A 25138-nucleotide genomic window follows, 5' to 3' on the forward strand; every position below is an offset into this window, starting at 1 on the left:
AGGTAGATGTATGTTGCGAATCGGTGAATTTTCTGTTTTAACACAAATATCCATTTATATGCTGCGACACTATAATGAAATCGGTTTGTTAATGCCGGAATATGTGGACTAATTTACCGGATACCGATATTACAGCGAAGAACAATTACCTGTCGCCAATAAAATAAGGGCGCTTAAAAACACGGGGCTAAGTCTGGCCTTAATCAAAGACATTTTAACAAAATTTACGTCGGAAAATGAATTGAAATCCTATTTGGAAAACCAGGCCATACAGCAGAAGATAAAAATAGAATTACTTCAAAAACAACTGACTTTGATTGAATCGACTATTGAGCACTTGGACTGCCAATCAAGCATTCCTGAATACAGTATTGCGCTAAAGGATTTTCCAAAGCATGATGTGGTTAGCTACCGGCAGACTATCGCCGCCCCCAATCGGGAAAGCGTTTTATGGTGGGGACTGGCAAATGCCGTTCAATCTCTGAATATACAGTATTCTTCTCCCAATTTGAATATTGCGATATTTCATGACGAAGGGTTTGTTGAAGAAAATCTTGATGTCGAAATACAAAAGTCTGTAGCCAGAAAATATCCTGATACCGGGATAGCAAAATTTAAGACCATTGAGCCGTTTACAGCCGCTACGCTCACCTATAAGGGGCATTATGTTAAACTGCCCGAAGTATATGAAGCAATGGCACGCTGGATTGCCGATAACCATTATAAAATAGCAGGCCCCCATTTCAACATCTACCATGTATCGCCGGAGACACAGGAAGCCTTTGAAGATATGATTACGGAAGTTTGTTTTCCCGTGGAACCCGTATTAAATGCTATTGACTCTGGGATTATGCAAGAGCTTATAATCAACTCAAACACACAGGAGGAAACCAACAATGATAAAAATACCACATCAAAGGGGGGATTTACAGAAGGCATGGGCCGCTGATTATATCGGAATCAGCAAGAAAAATGCTTATTTCGGTATTGATATGCAAAATCCGAACAGGGATATATCGTCCATCATACAAGAAGGATTGAAACGCAACGCTGAAATAATTCCGGCAATCAATAAGAAATAATTCAGTCCGAAAACAACAATGCACTTTCATGCGTCCGAATGGCTCCATGCCACCCGGGCGCATTTCTGTTTTCAAGCGCTTTCTTCGGGTCAACCTGGCCCGAAGCGTGGAGAAATACGAAAGGGCGGCACTCTTTACCGGGCGCCGTCTTTTCGCGTTTCCCCACAGGACAAAAGGGAAACGGGCCGCTATGTCATTTTGTATGAAGAAAGCTGTTTTATTGATAGGATAAGCCTGACTTTTCATACAATAGTATGAAGCAAGAATTTGAGGTGATTGTCATAGGAAAGCAAAAGGAGGTTTGCTACTTACTTCAAAAAAAGGATTCTGACAGTTCTGAAATCGCAAGGAAAAAAGAAGCTCTTAGCAGACGGGGGTATCTGGTCGTTACTATCATCGAAGGCAATCAGGCAATGGAAAATGGATTGCGGGATGTGGTTCGCAACCATTTTCACTGACCGGCGACAACATTGTGTTATCCTGCCTATATGGTAAAATATAGGTAGAAAGCAAGATAAGGAGGACGATTTTTATGATGACAGCAATCCATACTCCCACAATAATAGACGGTTATGTCCGCCTCTCCAGAGACGATAACAAGAGAAATTATTCCTCTATCGAAAACCAGAAACTGATTATCCGGAAATACGCAGAAGAAAACAACATGATTGTACGCCACATCTACGAGGACGACGGCATTTCCGGCTATTCCTTCAACCGTCCCCAGTTTCAGAACATGATGGCCAATCTCGGCTCCATAGATGTAATCGTGGCGAAAGACCTTTCACGAATCGGAAGGCACAATGCGAAGGTACTGCTTTTTCTCGAAGAAATGGAAGAACAGGGAAAGCGCGTCATCCTGATTGATGATAATTATGATTCCCTCTACTCTGATGATGATATTATCGGAATCAAGACATGGGATAATGAACGCCATGTGAAGAACACAAGCCGGAAGGTAAAACGAATCAAGAAAATGGAGCAGGAAAACGGCACTTTAAAATGTGCTCCCCCATTCGGTTACACCAGGCACCCTCTGAACAAGCAGATGGTTCTAATTGATGAAGAAGCCGCCGCCATCCTGAACCTTGAAAAAGACCTTTATCTGGAAGGGAACGGCATACGAAAGATTGCGGAAATACTTTCAGACCGGGGCGTCCCCACGCCTACCATGCTGCAAAAGGAACGCTGCGGGGCCCTGGGTCTGCCCTATCGCCGGGAAGTCGCCCACATGTGGAGCTACGGCATGGTGAAAGATACGCTCTTTAACGATTATCATAACGGCGTACTGCGAACCCACAAAAGAGAGAGAATGACCATCAACGGCAAAGACAAAAAGATTTCCAGAGACCAGCAATATGTTTTCCAGAACCACCACCCGAAAATATTTGATGATGATACCATGAAGCTGCTCTTTGAGGTGAAAGACAGCCGCCATCACAGCCAGTACCGGGGCCAGAAGAAACACATCAATCTCTTTTCCGGGTGTCTGTACTGTAAGGACTGCGGCATGAAGCTGACCGCAATCAACCGCCCGAACCGCGGGAAATATTATGTGTGCGGCGCCTACAACAAAAAAGGAAAGCAGTTTTGTGAACATGCCCATCTGGTGACAGAAGAAACCCTGACGGACGCTTTGGTTACATATCTGACCCTTTGCCGTGACTCTCTGGCAGACATCATACAGAATTTCGACCTGTCAAACTTAAAGGCTCCCACTTACTCCGCAGGCGACGGCCAGCAGAGACTGGAAAGCGAGCTGGAAAGAATCAAGAAAGAGCTGAAAACACTGATTACCCAAAAGGTAAAGGAGCTGACGGCAAATCCGGGAATGTCTGAAATTATCAATGAAACATACGCCTCTCTACAGACAGAAAAAATGGAGCGTATCTCTGCCATTGAAAAAACACTGCAAGATTTGACGAAGGAGCCCCATATCCCCGCTGTTGCAATCAAACCGGGCTTTCAAACCGCACTGGATATTCTGAATGAAGTGTTGGAGCAAAAAAGCCTGACCCGGACGGACATTGAGGTACTCGTAGAAAAAATCATCGTAGACAAAGACGGAAATGTTGACATCTATTTGAAACACGGCCTCGGCAATCTGGCGGCCTATGATTTCAAAGCCGACAAGGAAAATCTGAAGCTCACCATGATGATAGATGCAATCCGGCTTCTGGAAAAGGACGAGACAGGTTTTACCTCTGTAAAATTCCTGGCAGATAGCCTGAAAGATATGGGATATCCCATGCACAAGAAAAAGTTTGCCACCTACATGGAGCATCTGCTGGACCTGGGGCTGGTGGAAAAGACGGGAATCTACCATTATCCATACAGAATCGTGGCTTCTAAGGAGAAATTGACGTGTGTGGAAAATATGTTCATCATGCTAGGGCAGACTGGCGGTATGCCGGAAATGATTTTTGAATACATCTTAAAGAAAAACGGCATTGATCCCAGGACGGATCTGACGATTGACCAGAATATCGACTTTGGCCTCACCGCCGCCGCCTTTACGAGCAGCGACGCGGACTACACCGTCGAATTTGAGCCCTTTGCCACGGGACTGGAGCTGGAGGGGAACGGGACTGTGGTCGCCTCCCTCGGCGTGGACTCCGGCTATGTGCCTTACACGGCCTATTCGGCAAAGAAAAGTTATATTGAAAAGCATCCCGAGGTTATCCAGGGTTTTACAAATGCCATCCAGAAGGGGCTTGAATACGTAAACAGCCATTCCGCTGAGGAGATTGCCAAAACGATTAAGCCTCAGTTCAAAGAAACCGATGAAGCGACCATCGCCGCCATTGTTGAGCGCTACAAGGAGCAGGATACCTGGAAAAATGATACGATTTTTGAGGAAAGCAGCTTTGATCTTCTTCAGAATATATTGGAGGAGGCGGGTGAGCTTAAAGAAAGGGTTCCCTATGAGAAGCTGGTGACGACGGATTTCGCTGAGAAAGCCGGGAAGGTAAAAAAATAGATACAGGAAGATATATTATTGCAGGCTGTGGCTTGTCGTGAGGGGGCCGCCAGAAGTCAGCTTCCATATCCAACAGGACCCCCGCTCCCGCTCGGAGAAAAGCGCAGAGGTACTAAGCTCGTAAAGACCTCGCTGAATACCGGCGGTCTTCTACGGGGTCCTGTTGGATATGGAAGTCAGGCGCTTTTTACTTGCGAATTAAAAAACGGTGTACTAGACATAAAACTCCCCTCCCTCGCGCATTATGGTCTGCCTCCCGCCCCTTTAGCCGCCTGTATACATAACAACCACAATCACACTGTCCCCTCATACCGTTCCTTCACCTTCTGAAACGCCTCCAAAAGCTCCTGCTGCACATCCTCTGGCCCGAGCAGGAGCGCCTTGTCCCGAAAGCCCATCAGCCAGATCACAAGGTACTCCCTGTTTCTGAAACTCCGCTCAAATAACAGCCTCCCGTCCGGCTGCTCCCGGAAGCTCTCCGGGCCGTATTCCTCCATCAGCCTCCATTTGCATACAGCGTCAAACAGTATACGCGCCTTTACCGCGCCGGGAAACACAGCGCTGCTGCCGGACCCCGGAAGCGGTACAGTGCGCGCGGGAAATGTCCTCCCGGACAGGCACAGGCCGTCCATTCGGTTCAGCTTAAACATCCGGAAATCACCGCGCAGCCTGCAATATCCCCACACATACCAGCTCGACCAGCGAAAGAGCAGGTAAAACGGCTCGATCGTCCGCTCGCTTTCCCCGTTTGGCGAGAAATAGCAAAAGCAGACCTCCAGCCTGTTGTCAATTGCCTGCTGTAAAAGCTCTATCTTCGGCGCGAGGGATTCTTTATACCACGACGACAGATCAATCAGAACCGACTGTCCCCCTGTCAGAAAGTCAGAAGAGCCCGCCGACAGCTTTTCCATAAGCTGGCCATAGCGGTTTGTCCCATTGATGCTGTCCAGCCCGCGCAGCCCCGCGAGAATATCCCGCATTTCCGTACTCGTCAAAAGCGCGCGGTTGAACTTATAATTCTCCATAATCGAGATACCGCCGCCTGCTCCCTGTCTGGTCATCACAGGAATGCCGGCCTTGCACAGAGCTTCAACGTCCCGGTTAATGGTCCTTCTGGATACCTCAAACTGCTCTGCCAGCTCAGGCGCGGTCGCGGTCTCCTTTTGCAGAAGAACCGATAAAATGCCTAAAAGACGGTCAATCTTCATAGCAGCGCCGCCTCTCTGTTGCGGCAGCGTTTAAGGTATGGCACATTTTGAATGGTCTTTCTGTTTGTCAGACATCGATTGGCAGTACATAGATCACTCTTTTTAGCAAACAGGGCTGCTGACATATATGGTTACCTGATCCTTTCTATCTGTAATGTACTTTAGAAGTAACAGCTCCGGTTGTCTGAACGGTTGCCTTCAGCATTATTATAGATGATCCCCCTGGATTTACAACTGACATTCTTGCTGCCGAACGCCGATCCCGGCGTCCCGTGCGCATAAAAAACAGGCCCCAGCCCGCTAAGCGCGTTCCAAAGCCTGTTCACCGAAAATCCAAGTCATCCATTGTCAGAGGATTTCTGCATCTCAAAATAATCAGGATATAACTTTTCCATTGTCCCAATATCATCCAGCACATAATCCAAATGCCGCTTCAGCAGCCCGCGGTAGCTCTCCTTATCCCGCTGCTTCACATACTCAATCAACTGCTCATGAACCGAAACCGTCCGTTCCCGAAATGCTGATTCCAGATCCACCAACAGCCGGATCCGGTTATAATGAACCATGGTATTGGAAATAATTTCAGCCGCCAGCCGCTCACCGGCCGCCATATAGCTCACCGCATGAAAATCATTATCACACATCAGATAACGATAAGCCGACTCATGCGTCTTTGGCTGCGCTCTTAAGAGGTTCATCTCATGATTATAATCCTGCATCAGCGAAATATCCGGATCGCTGACTTTATCAAAAAAACGATCCACCATCCCCAGCTCCAGCGTCCGCCGGACAAACCACTCCTGTCTCGCCCGGTGGACGTTAATCCTGGAAATCACGGATTTGGACTGGGGAAAAATATCCACCAGTCCCTCTGCCTTAAGCTTAACCAGCGCCTCCCTGGCCGGCGTCCGGCTCACATGGTAGCGATCCGCCAGCTTCGCGGCTGAAACCGGTTCCCCCGGCTTACATGCGAACGTCATGATGTCTTTTTTAAACCGGTCATACGTCTCCTGATTAAGCGTTCTCTCCATCACGTTCTCTCCCGTAATGCGTATCAGCCACGGATTTTATGAACCAGATCCACGGCCTCCCTGGTCATCTCCTCGATCTTGTCAAACTGCCCGCTGTCGATCAGATCGCCTTTTACCATCCAGCTTCCGCCGCAGGCAACGATCTTCGGAACCGATAAATATTCCTCTAAATTCTTCGCGCTGATTCCGCCGGTCGGCATAAATTTCACCGTCGTATAGGGAGCTGCCATTGCCTTGATCATCGCCACGCCGCCGGCCTGCTCAGCCGGGAAAAACTTCAGGACCTTAAGCCCTCTCTTCACGCCCTGGGCCACCTCGGACGGAGTGATGCACCCCGGAAGAACCGGAATCTTCTTTTCGATACAGTAGTCCACAATCTCCGGATCAAAGCCGGGGCTTACAATGAACTTCGCGCCTGCCCCTACCGCGCGATCCACCTGCCCGATAGTCAGCACTGTCCCGGCTCCCACCAGCATCTGCGGGAAATTCTCGGACATGATGCGGATCGATTCCTCTGCAGCCTCGGTTCTGAATGTAACCTCCGCACACGGAAGTCCGCCCTTGCAAAGCGCCTCTGCCAGAGGCTTTGCATCCTCTGCACGGTTTAATACCACAACCGGCACCACGCCGTATCCGCTCAGCTCTTCAATAATTGTACTCATGATTTTTCTTCCTCCTGTTTTGTCTTGGGAAATGATTATGACTGCTAACTGACATGTTACTTTCTTCTCTGCCCATCATATCACGAATGGGGCGGGATTGCAAGGATAGAGTTTGTGGAATATTTTTAATTTAGGAGCGCAAAGAGGCCGCCAGGAACAGGTTCCATTGCTGGCAGGCCATAAAGTCAACAACCCCGCTGCAAGCAACGGGGCGTCAAACTTGCAGCGCTGCAGAGCAGCGGGGTATTTGACCCTCGCGGCAGTCGCCAAATGTGCATGCAAGCATGCCCACTTGGCTCGTTGCTCGCGGGAATCAATACTGCCCCGTCTCCCGCAGATATTCCTCCATCTTCATCAGCCGCGCCTCATTCTGCTCTTTATTCCTCCTGCTCACCAGCCCGGTGAGCACTTCCATGGCCATGACCATAGCGGCATAGGAATTATAAAAGGACAGGCCGTCCGTGGAGCTTAATATTACCGCCTCCGCTCCCGCGCAGAGAGGCGAGGTATATTTATCCGTCAGGGCTATGATATGGCTCCCGGCCTTTCTGGCCATCTTTGCCGCAAAAGCTGTCTCGCTGGAATAGCGTTCATATGACATGAGCACCACAGCGTCTTCTTCGGTCAGATCCACCAGCGCGTCGATCAGCGGGCGGCTGCCCTCAACCGCGTAAACGCCGGGGCGCACACAGCCCAGCATGACGTTCAGCGACATCGCAAAGCCTGCGCAGGCGCGGAATCCCACAACAAAGACCTTCGCCGCCCCTGCGAGCAGGGCGGCCGCTTTGTGATAGCTGTTATAGTCCGCCGCGGTCTGATCACGCTCAATATTGCGCAGCACATTTCCTTTGATCGCCGTTATCAGCTCCTCCTCTGACAAATCTGTATAATCCTTTATCCGCTCATAGGGAATCTGCTTCTTATCCTTCTGCCTCTCTCTCGCCAGCTCCTCCTGCAGCGCGCGCCTAAACATGCTGAAGCTCTCAAACCCCAGCTTTGCCGAGACGCGGACCACGGAAGAAGCGCTGATCTCCAATTCTTTCGCCAGCTCCGCGGAGGTCATGAAGCACGCTGTCTCCTGGTTTTTCATGATATATTCCAGCGCCAGGCGATCCTTTGCGGTCAGTTTTGCCCCGGCAATCCGTTTTCTGATCAGATTTCCGCCGCTGTCCTGCAAAGTGTTGTCCATCTTATTTTGTTCCGTCATTTTGTTCAGTATTCCTCTCACCTAACCTCAGAGTAGCAGTTCAGACAGGTCTGCGCACCTGCTGCGCTGACCGTACGAAAACGCAGCGGCAGCAGGCATCTGCCCCATCGCGAAGCGATTTTCATGGGCAGATGCCGTAACAATTCAGGTTGTCTGAACTGTCACACCCCAGATGACCTCTGAATCGTTACTCTCACACTGTCTTGACAATCCTTCTGAAACCTCCTATAATTGATTTTATAAAATCATTATTAATTTAATATGATTTATAAAAATCATTATAATCATTTTAACCTGAAAAATCAAGGGGGAATATGTACGATGGCAAGAGATATGACGCAGGGAAATATTACAAAGCACCTTCTGGTGTACGCCGTGCCGCTGGTATTCGGCAATCTGTTCCAGCAGCTTTATCACACGGTTGACTCTGTGGTTGTGGGACATTTTTACGGGAAAGACGCTCTGGCGGCGGTGGGCACGGCCGGCCCGATTATGAATATCCTGATTTTCCTGATTGTGGGCCTCTCGATGGGGGCCTCGATCCTGATGGCCGGTTATTTCGGGGCAAAGGATTATTCCGCTTTAAAGGAGGAGCTTTCCACCTCAGTTCTGGCCGGGCTGATTCTGACCGTGTTTCTGTCCGTTCTCTCGTTTCTGGGAAGCGGCCTTTTCCTCCGTCTCACACGCACGCCGGATGCCATCTTCGCGGATGCCGCCATATATCTGCGCATCATTTCCGGCGGGCTTATCTTTACCTTTTTTTACAATGTGCTCTCCGCCGCCCTGCGGGCCATCGGCGACTCCAGAGCGGCCCTTTACGTCCTGATCCTTACAACCTTTGTCAACATTTTTCTTGACATTATTCTCGTCGGCGTCCTGAAAATGGGCGTTTCCGGGGCGGCCTTCGCGACAATCATCTCCCAGGCCGTATCGGCGGCGGCGCTTCTCGCCTATATTTACGCCAAGGCGCCGATCCTGCGCCTTGCGCGGCGGGAGCTTCGCCTGAATCCTTCCTTTTTAAAGAAAACGGTCGATTTCAGCTCCGTGTCCGCAGTCCAGCAGACCATGCTTTACGTGGGACGCCTTCTGGTGCAGTCCGGCGTCAACTCCCTGGGCGTGGACGCCATCGCGGCGTTTAATGCCGTTTCCATTATTGACAGCTATGTGCTCGCGCCCGGGGACAGCCTGGCCTCCTCTTTAACGACCTTCTCCGCCCAGAACCTGGGAGGAAAACAGTATGACCGTATTCCCAGGGGCTTAAAGCAAATGCTTGTGATCGCCGAGATCTATACGCTCCTTGTCGGGATCCTCGTCCTTGCCGGAAGACGCCCTCTGCTCGGCCTCTTCTTAAAGCCAGAGGATACGGAAGCTATCCGGTACGGCTTAAGCTACATCATCCCCATGGCCTCCGTCTATTTCCTGACCGGCATAACCAACACCTTCCAGGGGTATTTCCGGGGAATCGGGCGGCTGATGATCACGCTGTTTGCAACCGTCGTCCAGATCCCGATCCGGGTCGCGGTTACATACCTGCTTCTGGGTCGCTTCGGCGTACAGGCCGTGGCCATCGGAACCGCGATCGGATGGTGCTTCATGATCCTCTACCAGCTCATCAGCTACCGGAGAGTCCGCCCGGCTGAAAGCCGCCTTTAAAAAGGCTGCCGGGACGCCGCCTGCACAGACGAACTGCCGGGACGTAAATCCCCGCGCCCTCTCCGCGCAGGCTGCGTCCCGGCAGCTCCTTTTAAATGGCAAAGTCGTCCCGTATCACCGACCACGCGGCCTCTGTGCTGAAATGGCGGCGGATATAGTCCTGGGCAGCGTCAGAAAGCGCCTCCAGCCGATCCAGATCCCCGTAGAGCGATACCACGGCTTCTGCGAAAGCCTCTGCCGTGTCTTCGATTACAAGCGCCTGTCCGACATCCGGTATGCCCTCGCTCCCCACAGAGGTCGTCACCACCGGCGCGCCGTTATAGACAGCCTCAACCACCTTTCCCTTGACCCCGGCTCCGTACCGTAGGGGCACGACCACGATCCGGCAGCTCTGATACAGGGCGGACAGTTCCTCCTCTGACACAAAGCCCTTCACCACGATCCCGTTTCCGGGACTCTCAAGCGCCCGGATCTCCTCTGTCACGCGGGAGCCGACCACATAAAAGGTCACGGTAAGCCTCTCCCGGATCCGCGGAAATACCTCTCTGGCAAACCACAGCACCGCGTCCGCATTCGGCGGGTGCGCGAAGCCCCCTACAAACAACAGTCCCTCTCTTTTTGCAAAGGCGCGGTTGACGTTCTCAAGAAATTCATCAAATACATAAGCTGTGATCGCCTTTACCGGAACCGTCTCATCCAGCGCGCGGATCGCCTGAATCTCCACGTCAGACGGGTAGTACGACACAGCCGCCTTGTGCATCAGGGAAAATTCAACGGACTTCCAGTATTCTGAATCTCTCCTCTTCTTCAAATCCCCTGTCAGCTCATACTCCCTGAATTCTCTCAGGAAATGAAGGTCATGGCCATAATAAATGATCTTCATATCCGTGTGCTCGGCAATGTAATCCACATATTTCGAGGCGATATGCGGCCGGTTTAAGTATGCAATGGCAATCTCTTTCCCGTTCCTGTCCAGCCAGTCCCAGATCCCGGCCACATATTCCCGGCCGTACAGCACCTCAACGCCCATCTGCTGCAAAACCGTGGTATACGGCTCTTCGCGCAGGAAATTATCCCCCAGGAATTTCACCGCATAGCCCATTTTCAGGAACATCTTTAAATACTGGAACGTGGTCTTTGAGCCGGCATCCTTATCAAACGTGGGAACATAGTGATCCACGACCAGAATCACCGGCTTTCCCATGCTGCGCTCCCTGGCCCGGAAGGGGTTGGGACTGCCGGTATTGACGCACTGTCTTTTAAATTCCTCACTCCACTTTTCCTTAAGCTTCCTGCTGTTTTCCACCTGATAGCGCTTTAAACCGCTTCCGTGTACGTCCGTCCCGTTCGAGACGCCCTCAAAATGGATCACCTTTGAAAGCGGCTGGTATACAACGCGGTATCCGGCCTTCCTGACCTCAAAAGCCAGATCCGAGTCCTCACAGTAAGCCGGGGCAAACCGCTCGTCAAAGCCCCCGATCTGCTTCCACAGATCCGCATCAATCAGGATCGCCGCGCCGGAAATATAATCCACATCCTTCACATAATTATATTCCGCCTTATCCGGGTCATCCATCCGCCCGTAATTCCAGCCGGAACCATCGCTCCAGATGATCCCGCCCGCCTCCTGCAGCCGCCCGTCCGGATAGACAAGCTTAGAGCCAGCCATGCCGATCGACGGATCCGACTCGATTAACGTTATAAGAGAGCTGAGCCAGCCATCCGTCACCTGCGTGTCATTGTTCAAAAACATCAGGTACCGACCCCTCGCCGCCCGGGCCGCCTGGTTGCAGTTTCTAAGGAATCCCTGGTTCGTCTCATTGCGCCGTATCACAAGGTTTTCGGCGAATTCGCCCAGATGTTTTGTCGCGTCTGAGGACACATCGTCCGCGATAATCACTTCATAGCTCACATCCGGCGTGTGCAAAAGGATGGACTGCAGACACAGATACGTATAACGGATCTGGTTGTAAACCGGGATAATGATCGAGACCGTGGGATTCTCCTCCCGCGGGAACAGGAGCTTTCCGCCCGTCAGGTATTCCTCCCCGATCTCAAAATCACCTTTCATCCGGTTTTTCCCCTCTTCGGTCGTATACATGCGGATGGATGAAACGGGATGAAGGAGCGTCCTCCTAAAGTAGCCAAGGATCTTGCGCTTTCCCGTCCCCTTCGGATACCGCTTATTAAATGCCTGCCCCAGCTTTCTACGAAGCTTAAACACAAGCGCCTCATGGCGGTTTAAATAGGAAAGCGTCTTCCCCATTTCCCCTATCTCATGGCGCAGATCGCCGATCATGGCCTCTAAGTTCGCCACATGGTTGTCTGTAAGCCGCTTCACCTCCCGCTCCCGCCTAAGCTCCGTATCCTTATCGGCGAGCATGGCCTTCAGTTCCTCAAGCCGTTTCTTTGCGCGCTCCAGCTCGCCGTCAATGGCCGCAAGCTCCCGGACATTCTTCGTTCGGACCATGAAGTCCTCCTGATACGTCCTCTGGTTCTCGCCGTGGACATACTCCTGAAAGCCCCTCTCCATCCGCTCATAGATGGAAAGCCGCTTCTCATCCGCCTCCTCCATCCCGTATGCGCGCAGGAAATCCGGAAACGAGGCGTATTCCATCAGGCTGCTGTATTGGCGGTAAAAATAGTACAGCGTCCGGTAGCGGACAAACCCGGCCGGAACCGGAAACAGGAACACCCACTCATAATCAATCGCGCGGATCCCGTCCCGTGTCGCCAGCATATTTTCAAACAGGGCGTCAATATTGGAGACGGTAAATGCCGGGCCCGCAAGCTCCTCCTCCGCCAGATCCGAAAGCTCGCCCAGCGTATTAAACACCTCCATAAAGTCCGGCGTCAGACGAAACGTTCCCTGCGCCTCGGGGCGCGTGTCATAAAGCGCGTCCATCGCCGCGCGGACCGCCTCCAGAGGAGACGAAAAGGCGGCTATATCTGTATCCGCCCCGTCCACGGAGGTTTCGCCGCAAAGCGCGCGGGCCAGCGCTTTCCCATCCCCGTTTACGGCCTCCCCCAACAGCTCCGCCAGGGTTCTCCCCTCCAGCCACGGAAAACGCGCCCGCCTCCCGTCCTCTGCGATCTCCGTTTCCACGGGCCTGACGCGCCGGCTCTGCCATGCCAGCCTCTCGTATTTTTCCTGAAATGAACGGATGTGGGCCGCGCCCTCCGGACAGAGCGCCGCCTTTTCCACCACATATGCGCCGCCCTCGCGCCTGATCTCTGTCTTTATCTGAAACCGTTCCTGGCGGGTCCGGTTGTATTTTACATAACACACCTCTGCCATGCCGTCTTTACTCCTTTTTCCACGCGACGAGAAACGAATTGGCAAACTGGCCGAACTGCCCGTCCCCGCATACCGCGTCATACGCGGCGCCCACATCCATCAACAGATACCGGGGATAATCATACAGCGCCAGCGCGCCTGTCAGATCCCCCTTCTTTGGGAGATACGCATCCGAATAGATCTCCCCCGGCAGCCGGTAATCCGGCATGGGATAATAAAAAACGCCTCCCGGGAGCAGCGCCTCAAGCTCCCGCCTCGTCATATCCACATCGTCCGCCGCGGCTCCGGCCAGGTATTTAAGCCCAAAACGGTTGCGCGCCGCCACAAGCAGCACGCCCCCCGGGGCCAGAAGGCGCATGGCCTCTTTTACCTGCCTCTCAATCGGCGCCTCCTTTTTCAGCGAGCCGATAAGCGTCACATAATCATAGCGCCTGTCCCGCCAGCTCCCGGCTGTTTTGTCTGAAATCAGGCTTTCCTGTATACACGAAAGCCTCTCTTCTCCCGGATACCTGGCTTTTACGACCTCTAAACTCTCCTCTTCCTCATCCAGCACATCCACAAAGGCGCAGCGCCTCAAAAGAAGCCCTGTCAGCGCCCCAAAATCGGCCCCAACCTGCAGAAGGCGGCCGTCCTTCCTGAAATCATACCATTCCAGAAGATTCTCCCGCAGAGGCGCCAGGGCGTAGAGATACGAAAGCCGTTTATTCTCCCGGAGCGCCCGTTTCGTATCCGTCCCGTATTTCTCAAGCAGCGCCCGAATTTCACTCCTTATGTCATCCATTTTCCTCACCATCCGCCGCCGTAACCGCTCAGACAGCCTGAACGGTCATCCGCCGCCGTTCAGCACTGTCTTTACCTCCGGCTCCATATCATAGATACCCACCGTATTCTTATTGGAAATAACCGTGATATTCGCCACATCATACAGGCGGTGATACACCACATGCTCCCCGCCCTCAAAGCCGGTACAGCTCATAGAAAGCAGGTATTCCCCGCCCTGCAGCGTCATTTTCTGCGTAAAAGCCACGTCGTAGATATCGCCCGCCTTCACAGGCTTCACCTGCGCGCCCTCAAACAGCGTATTCGTCCCCGTCAGCTCCGTCCCCTTTCGATCCTTGATCGTATAGGTAAAAATCGGGGCTTCTATGTCCGCATGAAAACGGATCCGTTCCCGGATTGTAAACACTTCCCCCTTCAGCAGAAGATTCGTCAGATTCCCCCTGGCATCCAGGAGCCCCAGGTCAAAAATCTCCGCGCGGCCGTCCCCGTACTCCTCCCGGTTCGCGTTGATCGTCAGCTTTTCACGCATCAGCCCGCCCGGCTCACTCCCTCCTGCCCCCGCGCGTCTGCCCGGAGCATCTTCACTGACGCCTTCCCTGCGGGATGCAAGCTCTTCCCGAAGCGACTCCATCTGCCCTGCCAGGATCTTTTTATAGAGATCCACCATCCGGCCGGCAGGGCCCTCGGCGATATACTCGCCCTTATTTAACAGGATTACCTTATCGCAGTATTTTATAATACTCCCCATATCGTGCGTGACCATCACGATCGTCGTGCCGTTTTTCCGTATCTCCTCCATCCGGCGGTAGCACTTGGACTGGAAAAAGACGTCGCCCACGGACAACGCCTCGTCCACGATCAGGATCTCCGGCTCCACATTGATGGCCAGCGCAAAAGCCAGGCGCACGAACATCCCGCTCGAATACGTCTTGACCGGCTGATGCACAAAGTCCCCGATCTCGGCAAAATCCAGGATATCCGCAAGCTTATCATCCATTTCCCTTTTGGAATAGCCCATCATGGTCCCGTTCATATAAATGTTTTCGATCCCTGTGTAATCCATATTAAAGCCCGCGCCCAGCTCCAGAAGGGCGGAAATCTTTCCCTTGACACTCACTTCCCCGGACGTGGGCGTCAGGACGCCGGTTATGATCTTTAAAATCGTGGACTTGCCTGATCCGTTCGTCCCGATGATCCCCACGGTCTGCCCCTTTTCCACAAAAAAGGAAAGCCCGCGCAGGGCATAGAAGTCCTTGTGATAGCTTCTGTGCCGCAGGCTCATTGACTCCTTCAGACGATCAATAGGCTTATCATAAAGCTTATAAATCTTTGTAACGTCCTTAATCTCAATTACACGTTCCGCTGACATCTGACTCTTTCCTCCGCCTCCTCAAGGCTTTTATACCCGTAAGCCCTCACGGTCGCCCCCATCACCAGGAGGGACAGATTCTTCCCCTCCTTCTCAAGGCCCCTGATAAACTCCAGGTACAGCAGAAGCGTCCCTTCCGAATATGTGTGAAGCTCCCCCTTCAGATACGTCTCAAAGGAGGTGGCAGCCCCCGTATCCTCCGAAGTATGGATCAGCCGGTTCCCGGACGCCAGGGCCGGATACCCGGACGCGTATTCCTCCATCCAGCGAACCTGGATCTCTGCAATCAGGCGGATCAGCCGCTCCTTCTCCTCTGACCGGGTCGGGAGCAGGCCGGCAATCCGCTCAAACTGCTCCGGAGCCGTGGATTCCATCATCCAGGCATACTTTTCAGCCAAAAGATTCCGCCCTTCGGCTTCTGCCCCGCGAAGATCTCTGGCGTAGCTGTCGGTTAAATCCTCCGGCCATGCGTGGAACTGGCTGCGGCGCATGATAAAAAAGGTCTGCGGGTCGTCCTGGCAGGAGGCCCGGCCTCCTTCGTTGCGCACTGACTGGAATGCCTGCCATTCTGTTTTAATAAGCGCTTCCTTTTTTTCTTCCAATGTCATATCAATCTCTCCTTGAGGCGGCCTCCCCGCGACCCCCCATGGCCCGCAGTATACTCCGCCGCCGAATGAAATAACTTTAATACGCTACCCCTCCAACACATGCCTGCCGCGAATCTCCGGATCCCGGATCCTCTTCATAATCTCCCACGTATGCGCCTCCAGAAAATCATCCCTGCTGTCCGTCAGTCCCTGCCTGCGAAGCTCCTCTGCCGTCAGGGCGCAGATCTCCTCGATCAGCTCCACCTTGCGGTCCCTAATATTCACATAGGGATTAAACCCCGCCGGATACGGCTTTCTCCACGCCTCTTCCTGACTTCCCAGACGGGAAAGTTCGCCGAGCAGCGGACGCGCCGCCTTCACGCGCTCCAGCCCCGAAAGGCCCCGGAACATCCATTTATAGTATGGCGCATACCGGCGGTTTAAAAGGTAGATCATGGACATCGCGCTCTTTAAGAATTCGCCAAGCGCGATGCAGGCCGCCGCATCGTCCCCGCGCTGCATGCACCGCGCATAATTATACTGCCCTGACTGAGCCATCACCGCCGCCCGGGCCGCGATCTTTTTTACGCGTACGTCCTCCGGATAATACTGCAAAAGCGCCTCGCGGATTGACGAAAATTCACCCGACGGATCCGAAAAGACCTCGCCGCTCACCGCCGCCGCCAGCTTCTCCTCCGGCAGGCGCAGCCACCGCGTCAGTGAGGCGGGAGGCTGTTCTGAACCGATGAAATAGCCGTAAAACGCGGATATCTCCATCACGCCCACGCGCCCGCCTCCCCGGGCGCTCGTATTTCTGGCCGGGAAACCGCCGAATTCGGCAGGAAGGGCCTCATAAGACGCCTGAAGGCGCTTTCCGATCGCCGAAAAATCCTCTGCGTTCAGCCAGAGGCAGAACCCCGGCCCAAAATCATGATCCCTTGAAATCGCGTCGTCATATCCCAGGCACTCGGAGCCTTCCCCCGCAAGCCCCGCCGCGATCCGCGGCATGTACTCCGCGTACTCTGCCTCAAGCATCGGCCGTCCGACCTCCAGATAATAACGCCTTGCAAGTTCCAGCCCATTCATCGGTTAATCTTCCTGCTCCGTCCTCTTTATGCTCTCCTCAATCAGCTCCACGTTTCTGCGCAAAATCTCGCTCGCGGCATTCTCTCCAAATATGCGAAGCGTGACGTTCAGGGCCTCTTTGATAAGGGCCAGCGCCTCCCTCTTTTCTCCCTTGCAGAACGCCAGCTCGCCGGCTGCCGATAACGCGGACGGATAGTGGGAATCCTTAAGCCCCTGTTCGCTTTTGTAGTATTCCATTGCCTCGTCGATCCGCTTTTCGGCTTCCTCCAGGCGGTCTAAGGCCATCAGGGACAGCGACATATTGACGCGCGTGGTGGCCGCCTCCGCCGCTCCCCCATCAAGGCGCGCAACCACGGAAAGGGCCTTTTCCAGATATGAAAGCGCCGTCTCGTGCTCCTCGCGCTCCTGGTAAATCTGGCTGATATTGTTATGGAGCGCGGCCATCTGGTAGCTGTCCTCTTTCCCAAGCCTGCCATACAGCGCCGCGGCCTCCTCAAACATCCCCAGCGCTTCGCCGGCATTGCCCGCCGCCCGGTTCGCCGTGGCCGCGTTCTGCAGCGTGGCCGCATGCTGGATCGTGCCTGTTAAGCCCATGTTTTTCACCAGTTCAAGCGCCCTGGCCGAAACTTTCACCGCCTCCGCCGCCCGCCCGGTCGTCCGGTAGAGGCCCTCCTGCTCATTGTAGAGAGCCAGCATGATCCCCTTTTCCCCGGCCTCCTCCGCCTCTGCGAGCCATTCGCCCAGGCGCAGCTCTGCTTTGTCAAGGTTTGCTTCCGCGTACAGTTTATCCAGTTCTTCCAGTATCTTATTTAAATCCATTTCCTTTTATCTCCTTTCCGCCAGTGGGCTCTGATTTCTCCATTATACTAAATTACAGGGATTCCCACAAGGAAAATCACGATTCTTCACCAGCGCTATTTCCACATCTGTTACTGTTCACGGCTGTGCCGTTCACAGAACATGATGCACACAAAATGGGCAGATTGCCCATTTTGGCGCCTGCTGCCCTCGGGTTTTCTGTGATCTTCGCTCACAAAAAACGCCTCGCGGAATACTACCCGTGAACAGTAACACCCATCTCCTCCTTCACACAAGCCAGAAAACTCTCCCCATACTTATTATACTTAAATTCCCCCACACCCGACACGTTCAGCATCTCCTCTTTCGTTGTCGGCTTTACGATGCACATATGAGTCAGCGTCCTGTCGGAAAATACGATATACGGCGGAACCTTCTCCCGCTTTGCGAGCTCGGTCCTGACCGCGCGGAGCTTTTCAAAGAGGCTCTCCTCCTTCTCGGTGAAGCTCTCGCGCCCGGGCTGGGACCGTTTGTTCTTTCCTTCCTTTGATGCCTCCTTGGGCGGCCGTTTCGCCTCTTTCGCGAGCTTCATGACAATCGGGCCCTCTTTCAGCGCGTCCCCGGATTTCGCGGTCAGCTTTACGATCGCATACTCATCCGTTGTAACCGCCAGATATTCCTGAATCTGCAGGTAATTTAACACCTGCCGGATCCGATATACGGGAACCTCTTTCAGCGCCCCGTAATGAGGGTTCTCATTCATCCTGTAATTCTGGATCTTGGCCGTATTGGCCCCGTGGACCGTATCCACGATCACCGTGGTCCCATACCTCTGCCGGCTGCTCTCCACGCAGCCGATCAGGGCCCGCGCGATCTCCGTTACATCCGTCTCCTCGAACTGCGTCAGGCAATTGGAGCAATTGCCGCAGTAGTTGCTCCCATACTCTCCGAAATATTTCAAAATATAATCCCGCAGGCACTCATTCGTAAAGCAGTAAAACGTCATTTTCCGCAGGCGGTCCCGGTCGCGCTCCATCACCAGAGCCCTGGCCGCCGCGTCCAGCTCCTGATTGTCCTGATTGTGAGCAATAAAAAGCTGGTTTGTGATCACATCCTGGCCGCTGTAATACAGGATACATTCCGCCGGTTCCCCGTCGCGCCCCGCCCTTCCGGCCTCCTGATAGTACGATTCGATATTCTTCGGCATGCCGTAATGAAGGACGAAGCGCACATTCGATTTATCGATCCCCATACCGAAGGCGGACGTAGCCACAATCAGCGGCGAGCGGTCATAGATAAAATCATCCTGGTTCTTCCTTCTCTCCGCGTCGCTCAAGCCGGCATGGTACCTCGTGACCGGAAAACCGTCCTTTATCAGACGCGCGCACACGTCCTCCACATGCTTTCTGGTCAGGCAGTAAATGATCCCGCTCTCGCCGCGGTGTGTTTCCAGATAACTGCGTACCGCCCCGTACCGATCCCTTACGGACATCACGCCGAAATACAGGTTTGCGCGGTCAAATCCAGTGCTCATGACCATGGGATCCTGAAGCATCAGTATATCAATGATATCGTCCCTGACCTCCTTTGTCGCCGTGGCCGTAAAGGCGCTCACGATCGGGCGCTTTTTAAGCCGTCCGATGAACTCCGTGATTTTCAAGTAGCTGGGCCTGAAATCCTGGCCCCACTGGGACACACAGTGCGCCTCGTCCACAGCCACCATCGCAATACGGCTGTTCAGGGCAAAATCCAGGAATTCTTCGGTCAAAAGGCGCTCCGGCGCGACGTAAATGATCGGGTAGCGCCCCTCGCGCGCAAAGGCGAGCGCCTTAAAATACTGCCCCGTTGTCAGGGAGCTGTTTAAATACGCCGCGTGGATCCCCGCCTGGTTTAAGCTCCCCACCTGATCCTTCATCAGCGAGATCAGGGGGGAAATCACCAGCGTAATACCGTCAAGCATAAGCGCCGGGATCTGGTAGCACAGGGATTTTCCCGCGCCTGTGGGCATGATGCCCAGCGTGTCCTGTCCCGCCAGAATATGATCGATCAGCGTCTCCTGGGCGTCGCGGAATGCGTCGTATCCAAAATATTTCTTTAAAATTTCGTATTTATCCACTACTGCGCCTCTTCAGTTATCTGCGCATTGTCTGACAGGACGCGCAGCGCCTTCTGCTTCCTCACCGTATCCTCAACCAGTTCCTCTGTCACGCCCTCGCTCTTTAAAATGTCTGACAGGCTCTCATAGCCGTATTCCTTTGCCAGCGCTTCCTTATCTTCCCCGCTGACCGTAATGCCCTCCGCCTCTGCGATGGCATCCAGCGTCATCTCCTGTTTTACCATATAAATGGCAGCCTCTTTAAGCTCCGCGCGCAGGCCCGCCTCGTCCATGCCCATCAGCCCCGCATACGACGCCAGATCATATCCATAGCCCGCCGCCATCCTGGTAATGCTGTCAATCTGAAGATCCATGGCCTCATTCACCCGATCTGTGGCGCACACGATCTCCGAGCGGTTCACCGCTTCGTCTAAAAGCTGTGAATCACGGCTGTTATCGATCTGGGACTGCTTCTGGTTCAGCAGCATCTCGCGCAGCGATTTGCGCAGGCCCTCCACGGTTTTATCCTCCGGAAAGGAAGCTGCCACAAACTCGTCCGTAAGCTCCGGCACGACGCGCTTCTTCACCGCGTTCACCGTCACCTCAAACACAACCGCGCGCCCCGCCATATCCGGATTATTCAGGTACGGATCCGGGAAGCTTAAGTTCAGATCGCGTTTTTCCCCCTTTTTCACGCCCACCAGGCCGTCCTCAAAGCCCGCGATAAAGCGCCCTGAGCCCAGGAGCAGATCAAAATTCGTGTCCGATCCCCCGTCAAAAGCTTCGCCGTCCATCAGCCCTTTATAATCGATGTTCACCGTATCGCCGAGCGCCGCCGCCTCGTCCGACTCCTCATATGTCGCGCTGCTGTTCAGGTAATTCTCGATCACCTGATCGATCTCCTCCTCCGTCACCTCCGCTTTTCCGACCGTGACCGGGATCCCCTTATAATCGCCCAGCGTAATACTTCCCTCAGCGATATACTCCTCCGTCGCGCCGTCCTCCGCGGACGTCTCTCCATCCTGCGCCCCGGACCCCCCGCCGGCTTCCGTCTCCGCGTTTTCCTCCTGCGCAGAAGGCCCGTTTTCCGTTTTGGCAGAGCAGCCCCCGCACACCAGCATCGCCGCCGTCAGGCCGCAGAGCCCGGCTTTTATAAATTTTCGCATATAATAAAATCCTCTTTTCTTTCTCCCCTGTCCTCACAAAACGGGGCTGATGCCCGGCAGCCATTCAGGCCGCCGGGACCGTTACAGATAAGCGCCGCTTCCTCCATTCTGGAAATGGGCCGTTATCCGGTAAATACCGCGCCAGTGCGTGTCTTAAAGCCTTAAAAATGCGTTCCGCCGCGGGAATGATTTCTCAGACATGCCCTGGGCCGCCCTATTTATAAAATGCCAGGAACGCCTTATATGTATGGTAAATATCCATCTTGGAGGCAACCTCAAACGGCGAGTGCATGGACAGGATCGGCACCCCGAGATCCACCACATCCACATTCAGGCCCGCCACATAAAGGGCCACGGTTCCGCCGCCTCCCGCGTCTACCGCGCCGAGCTCCCCGATCTGCCAGTACACGCCCTCCGCGTCCATCCGCTCGATGACTCTGGCCATGGTCTCCGCGCTGGCGTCGCTGCTGCCCGATTTTCCTCTCGCGCCCGTATATTTTGTCAGAACGCATCCCTTTCCCAGATAGCAGGCGTTCTTCTCCTCATACACCTGCGGGAACGTCGGATCAAACGCCGCGTTCACATCCGACGACAGGCAGAGCGAGTGTTCCAGGACACGCCGGTAATCGGCTCCCGCCGCGGCCGCCAGATCCATCACATAATGCAGCAGGAAATTGGAATTCAGCCCCGTATTTCCCACCGAACCGATCTCCTCCTTGTCCGCAAATACCGTCACGGTCGTATACTCCGGATGCTTTGTGGCAATCTCTGCGGTCATAGCCGTGTAAGCGCACACCCGGTCGTCCTGCCCATACGCGCCCACCATGCTGCGGTCAAAGCCCACATCGACTGCCTTCGCGGCCGGAACCAGCTCAATCTCCGCGCGCAGGAAATCCTTTTCCGTGATCCCGTATGTCCCGTGCAAAAGAGCCAGAATCTGAAGCTTCACCGCCTCCTTGATCTCCTCGTCCCCGCAGTCAAACGGCAGGGAGCCGAGCAGGATATTTAACTCCTCCCCCTTGATGCCGTCCTTGAGCTTGCGCTCATTCTGATCCGCAGACAGGTGCGGAAGCAGATCCGTCGCGCAGAAAACCGGATCCCCCTCTTTCTCGCCGACCGAGATCTCCACCGTCTCCCCATCCGCCTTTATCACAACGCCGTGCATCGCCAGCGGAAGGGCCACCCACTGATATTTGCGGATCCCGCCGTAATAGTGCGTCTTAAAATACGCCATCTCCGATTTCTCATACAGCGGGTTCGGCTTCAAATCAAGGCGCGGTGAATCGATATGCGCCGCATTCAGACGCAGGCCGTCCTCCAGCGGGCGCGTCCCGAACGTCGTCATAATCAGCGCCTTTTTGCGGTTCATAACATATACCTTATCCCCCGGGGCATACTTACGCCCCGGCGCCCACTCCGCATAACCGGAGCGCTCTAAAAGCGCCGCCGCCTGGGCCGTAAATTCCCGCTCCGTCTTGGCCGCGTTTAAAAACGCCTTATATCCCTCGCAGTAGGCAAACGCCTCCTCCTTCTGCTCCGGCGACTTCTTCGCAATCGTCGGGAATTTCCATGTCAGCCGTTTCTCCAGCTCCTTTGCCGTCTCTTCCATTTTAATCCTGCACCTTTATCCTTTCTGTTTGTTATTATTTTCACAATGCTGCTGTCTCCGCGCGCCGTCCGGGCCCTTACATTTTTTTCTTCTTCACCAGCGTATCGCTGTCCAGCACAAGGGTAAACGGCCCGTCATTCACAAGCTCCACCTTCATGTCCGCACCGAATTTCCCGTGTTCCACCTTCTCCACATACCCGCCGCACCGTTTCAGCACGTATTCATACATGCGGTTCGCAAATTCGGGGCTCCCGGCGCCCAGAAAGCCGGGGCGGTTTCCCTGACTGCAGTCCGCATAAAGCGTAAACTGGCTCACCACCAGAAGCGCCCCGCCCACATCCTTAAGCGACCGGTTCGTCTTGCCGTTCTCATCCTCAAAAATCCTCAGCCTGCACAGCTTATCCACCATCTTATCCGCGATCTCCTCCGTATCGCTCTCGCACACGCCGAGCAGCACAAGAAATCCCTGATCAATGGCCCCGATCACATCCCCGTCCACTGCCACGCTGGCGCCTGTCACACGCTGCAATACAATCCTCATTCCATTTTCCTCCTGTATTTTATCATAACTTCCCGGAATCAGGCGCAGCGAGATTCCGAGAGTTCATGATCCGCACATCATTGTAAAATCCCAGTGAATTCTGCGCCTGTGGTTTGCCGGCGCCGCTTTTTTCGCAGCCGTTCAGACAGCCTGAACGGCTGCCTTTTTCACCGAATCATCTCCCGCAGCCGCTCCAGCAGATGCTCCGCGTTCTCCTCTGCATAAAGCGTCTCCCTTGCAAGAATCGGATTATCTGTAATCACATTATCCACACCCAGAAGCTTGACCCGCTCCAGCTCGCTTTTGCGGTTCACAGTCCAGACATGGACCTCTTTGCCGCACTCATGCACGGTCTCCACCAGCCTGCGGCTGACCGAACTGGAAAGCAGGCTCACAAAATCCACGGCCTCATCCTGATAATAAGCCCCGTACGCCGCGGAGGCAATATATCCGGTATAGATCTCCGGCGCGGCGCTCTTGATCCTGCGCAGGTAATCAAGGCTTGTCGAGGTAACCACGCACTGGCGCGAAAGCCCGGATTCCCGGATACAGGCCGCCGCCTTCTCCGGAAGGTCGCTGGCCGCGCCCAGATTCTTCAGCTCAATATTCAGCTTAAGCCGCCCCCTGGCCGCTTCCAGCGCCTCCGAAAGCGTGGGGATCGCCGTCCCCTCGAATTCCTGTGAAAACCGCAATCCCACGTCCACCCGCGACAGCTCCGAAAGCGTCATAGACGCAACCGCCCTCGCATCTCCCGCCATGCGTTTTAATGTCCTGTCATGGAACACGATCAGCTCTCCGTCCGCCGTCTCCTGCACGTCAATCTCCGCAAAATCAGCCAATTCCTCAATCGCCGCCTCCAGCGCAGGGATCGTATTCTCCGGCGCGGAGGACGAGCTCCCGCGGTGCGCCGTAATCTCCACCTCTGAGAGCCAATCCCCGCCCGCGCCGCCGTTTCTCACCGCGTCCGCCACACAAACCGCGCTGACGGCCGTGAGAAGCGACAAAATCCCAAGCGCATTCCGCCTTGTCAGAAGCCGGCCATGCGCCGGCTCCTTCCCGGAACAATCCGGCGCGCCGGGCGCTTTTTCCTCCTGTTTTCCCCTGGCATATCCATAAAGCACGGTCAAAGCCCCGTAATGCACAGCCGAAAGCGCGATCCCGGCTGCAAAAATAAGGACAAATTCAATGCGGTCCCTGGCAGCCAAAAGAAGCGCCAGCTCGATTCTCTGATCCAGAAAATGGACCGCAAACACCGCTGTCAGAACAATCGCCGCCATATATAAAAGAACCGCCGCCGCCAGCACAAAAACATTGCTCAGCGACAAAACCAGCGCCGTATGTACATAATTTCCCCTCAAAAGCTCAAGACTGCGCTTTAAGCTGCCTTTAAAGGAGCGCTGCTCCACCATACAGCCAAACCCTACAAAAGCCGTGGGAACCGCTATGGCAATGAACAGCGCCACCACGCAGGCAGGAATCAGCCATCCCCAGCGCTCGGACATCACAGCCGTGAGAATAAACTTAAGGGGCCGTACATGGCACAAAAGCCGGTAAAGCAAAAACAGGTGGATCAGGAAGCTGTGTACCGCGGCAATCAGGAACCACGGCCAGCCCCCGCGCCTCACCTCAGCAGCCGTCTTCGACAGGCCCCCCTGGAAAATCGCCAGCACGCTCAGCCGCCTCGACTCAGCCGCCGCCTGAAACGCCGTCACCAGACAGCCCGCCTCCAGCGCCGCGCACAGCAGCAAAACAGCAACCTCCATACACAGCGAAGCGATCGCCGCCGGCTCCCCAAGAAAACTCACCAGGTTATTCACTGTCACATAGCTGTATCCGGACGCATGCAGAGAAAACCGCATCAGCGCGTCCGCCATCCGCAAAAGAAGCGGCAGCGCAAGCAGCCTGTAAGCAGCTTCAAAGAGAACAATACTCCTGCCGTTCACACGCACGATCTGCCGTGTCTCCCTCAAACGCCTCCTAAACGCC

Annotated in this window: 17 protein-coding genes and 3 pseudogenes; 5 read left to right on the forward strand and 15 right to left on the reverse strand. The window is 54.1% G+C overall.

The window, feature by feature from the left end; genetic code table 11:
* Window positions 1–127: 127 nt before the first annotated feature.
* From NFS31_RS28285 to NFS31_RS27605, 4 genes and pseudogenes are all read left to right on the forward strand, one after another.
* Window positions 128–208: pseudogene (locus NFS31_RS28285) on the forward strand (MerR family transcriptional regulator); the annotation flags it as partial.
* A gap of 33 nt (window positions 209–241) precedes the next feature.
* A complete protein-coding gene (locus tag NFS31_RS09735; protein ID WP_251494141.1) occupies window positions 242–949 on the forward strand; it encodes a GyrI-like domain-containing protein in 708 nt (235 codons plus the stop codon).
* A 668-nt stretch (window positions 950–1617) separates the two neighbouring features.
* A pseudogene (locus NFS31_RS27600) lies at window positions 1618–2721 on the forward strand (recombinase family protein); the annotation flags it as partial.
* Window positions 2722–3474: 753 nt separating this feature from the next.
* Window positions 3475–4062: pseudogene (locus tag NFS31_RS27605) on the forward strand (ABC transporter substrate-binding protein); the annotation flags it as partial.
* 293 nt (window positions 4063–4355) lie between these two features.
* Here NFS31_RS27605 and NFS31_RS09750 read toward each other — a convergent pair.
* The 4 genes from NFS31_RS09750 to NFS31_RS09765 form a co-directional block, all read right to left on the reverse strand.
* The gene (locus tag NFS31_RS09750; protein ID WP_251494143.1) at window positions 4356–5270 is read right to left on the reverse strand and encodes a helix-turn-helix transcriptional regulator; all 915 of its coding nucleotides are present in this window, start codon (window positions 5268–5270) and stop codon (window positions 4356–4358) included.
* Window positions 5271–5608: 338 nt separating this feature from the next.
* The gene (locus tag NFS31_RS09755; protein WP_251494147.1) at window positions 5609–6301 is read right to left on the reverse strand and encodes a GntR family transcriptional regulator; all 693 of its coding nucleotides are present in this window, start codon (window positions 6299–6301) and stop codon (window positions 5609–5611) included.
* Between the two features lie 23 nt (window positions 6302–6324).
* The gene (locus tag NFS31_RS09760) at window positions 6325–6963 is read right to left on the reverse strand and encodes a bifunctional 4-hydroxy-2-oxoglutarate aldolase/2-dehydro-3-deoxy-phosphogluconate aldolase (RefSeq protein WP_251494151.1); all 639 of its coding nucleotides are present in this window, start codon (window positions 6961–6963) and stop codon (window positions 6325–6327) included.
* Window positions 6964–7276: 313 nt separating this feature from the next.
* Complete coding sequence (locus tag NFS31_RS09765; RefSeq protein ID WP_251494153.1) at window positions 7277–8170, reverse strand: MurR/RpiR family transcriptional regulator; 894 nt, start codon at window positions 8168–8170, stop codon at window positions 7277–7279.
* Between the two features lie 321 nt (window positions 8171–8491).
* On the opposite strand from NFS31_RS09765, the gene NFS31_RS09770 reads away from it, so the two are divergent.
* Window positions 8492–9823 carry an MATE family efflux transporter gene (locus NFS31_RS09770; protein ID WP_251494156.1) on the forward strand — a complete coding sequence of 444 codons (1332 nt, stop codon included), beginning with the start codon at window positions 8492–8494 and terminating at the stop codon, window positions 9821–9823.
* A 91-nt stretch (window positions 9824–9914) separates the two neighbouring features.
* Here NFS31_RS09770 and NFS31_RS09775 read toward each other — a convergent pair whose 3' ends face one another.
* The 11 genes from NFS31_RS09775 to NFS31_RS09825 all read right to left on the reverse strand — a co-directional run bounded on the left by NFS31_RS09775 (window position 9915) and on the right by NFS31_RS09825 (window position 25122).
* Window positions 9915–13121: a glycosyltransferase gene (locus NFS31_RS09775; RefSeq protein WP_251494158.1), complete on the reverse strand. Its 3207-nt coding sequence runs from the start codon at window positions 13119–13121 to the stop codon at window positions 9915–9917.
* A 7-nt stretch (window positions 13122–13128) separates the two neighbouring features.
* Window positions 13129–13902 carry a class I SAM-dependent methyltransferase gene (locus NFS31_RS09780; protein WP_251494161.1) on the reverse strand — a complete coding sequence of 258 codons (774 nt, stop codon included), beginning with the start codon at window positions 13900–13902 and terminating at the stop codon, window positions 13129–13131.
* Between the two features lie 45 nt (window positions 13903–13947).
* Entirely contained in the window at window positions 13948–15270 is a 1323-nt protein-coding gene (locus NFS31_RS09785) for an ABC transporter ATP-binding protein (RefSeq protein WP_251494164.1), read from the reverse strand.
* Entirely contained in the window at window positions 15252–15878 is a 627-nt protein-coding gene (locus NFS31_RS09790) for a DUF4125 family protein (RefSeq protein WP_251494168.1), read from the reverse strand. Before NFS31_RS09790 ends, NFS31_RS09785 begins: the two co-directional genes overlap by 19 nt.
* Window positions 15879–15962: 84 nt before the next feature.
* Window positions 15963–16943 (reverse strand): DUF4037 domain-containing protein, encoded by a 981-nt coding sequence (locus NFS31_RS09795; protein WP_251494171.1) that lies wholly within the window; start codon window positions 16941–16943, stop codon window positions 15963–15965.
* A gap of 3 nt (window positions 16944–16946) precedes the next feature.
* Entirely contained in the window at window positions 16947–17762 is an 816-nt protein-coding gene (locus tag NFS31_RS09800; protein WP_251494174.1) for a tetratricopeptide repeat protein, read from the reverse strand.
* A gap of 235 nt (window positions 17763–17997) precedes the next feature.
* Window positions 17998–19857 (reverse strand): DNA helicase RecQ, encoded by a 1860-nt coding sequence (gene recQ, locus NFS31_RS09805; RefSeq protein ID WP_251494177.1) that lies wholly within the window; start codon window positions 19855–19857, stop codon window positions 17998–18000.
* Complete coding sequence (gene tig / locus NFS31_RS09810; protein WP_251494180.1) at window positions 19857–21002, reverse strand: trigger factor; 1146 nt, start codon at window positions 21000–21002, stop codon at window positions 19857–19859. Before tig ends, recQ begins: the two co-directional genes overlap by 1 nt.
* A gap of 214 nt (window positions 21003–21216) precedes the next feature.
* Window positions 21217–22617 (reverse strand): aminopeptidase, encoded by a 1401-nt coding sequence (locus NFS31_RS09815; RefSeq protein WP_416389448.1) that lies wholly within the window; start codon window positions 22615–22617, stop codon window positions 21217–21219.
* A 70-nt stretch (window positions 22618–22687) separates the two neighbouring features.
* Window positions 22688–23152, reverse strand: coding sequence for a D-aminoacyl-tRNA deacylase (gene dtd, locus NFS31_RS09820; RefSeq protein ID WP_251494186.1), 465 nt, complete (start codon window positions 23150–23152; stop codon window positions 22688–22690).
* A gap of 167 nt (window positions 23153–23319) precedes the next feature.
* A complete protein-coding gene (locus NFS31_RS09825) occupies window positions 23320–25122 on the reverse strand; it encodes a glycerophosphodiester phosphodiesterase family protein (RefSeq protein ID WP_251494189.1) in 1803 nt (600 codons plus the stop codon).
* Between the last annotated feature and the right edge of the window lie 16 nt (window positions 25123–25138).

Source organism: Otoolea muris, assembly GCF_943193115.1.
In the GTDB taxonomy this organism is placed as follows: domain Bacteria; phylum Bacillota; class Clostridia; order Lachnospirales; family Lachnospiraceae; genus Otoolea; species Otoolea muris.

Bases quoted from the DNA above. Each gene is read 5' to 3' on its own strand.
- NFS31_RS09750 (WP_251494143.1), bottom strand. From the start codon at position 5,270: ATGAAGATTGACCGTCTTTTAGGCATTTTATCGGTTCTTCTGCAAAAG.
- NFS31_RS09755 (WP_251494147.1), bottom strand. From the start codon at position 6,301: ATGGAGAGAACGCTTAATCAGGAGACGTATGACCGGTTTAAAAAAGAC.
- NFS31_RS09760 (WP_251494151.1), bottom strand. From the start codon at position 6,963: ATGAGTACAATTATTGAAGAGCTGAGCGGATACGGCGTGGTGCCGGTT.
- NFS31_RS09765 (WP_251494153.1), bottom strand. From the start codon at position 8,170: ATGACGGAACAAAATAAGATGGACAACACTTTGCAGGACAGCGGCGGA.
- NFS31_RS09770 (WP_251494156.1), top strand. From the start codon at position 8,492: ATGGCAAGAGATATGACGCAGGGAAATATTACAAAGCACCTTCTGGTG.
- NFS31_RS09775 (WP_251494158.1), bottom strand. From the start codon at position 13,121: ATGGCAGAGGTGTGTTATGTAAAATACAACCGGACCCGCCAGGAACGG.
- NFS31_RS09780 (WP_251494161.1), bottom strand. From the start codon at position 13,902: ATGGATGACATAAGGAGTGAAATTCGGGCGCTGCTTGAGAAATACGGG.
- NFS31_RS09785 (WP_251494164.1), bottom strand. From the start codon at position 15,270: ATGTCAGCGGAACGTGTAATTGAGATTAAGGACGTTACAAAGATTTAT.
- NFS31_RS09790 (WP_251494168.1), bottom strand. From the start codon at position 15,878: ATGACATTGGAAGAAAAAAAGGAAGCGCTTATTAAAACAGAATGGCAG.
- NFS31_RS09795 (WP_251494171.1), bottom strand. From the start codon at position 16,943: ATGAATGGGCTGGAACTTGCAAGGCGTTATTATCTGGAGGTCGGACGG.
- NFS31_RS09800 (WP_251494174.1), bottom strand. From the start codon at position 17,762: ATGGATTTAAATAAGATACTGGAAGAACTGGATAAACTGTACGCGGAA.
- tig (WP_251494180.1), bottom strand. From the start codon at position 21,002: ATGCGAAAATTTATAAAAGCCGGGCTCTGCGGCCTGACGGCGGCGATG.
- dtd (WP_251494186.1), bottom strand. From the start codon at position 23,152: ATGAGGATTGTATTGCAGCGTGTGACAGGCGCCAGCGTGGCAGTGGAC.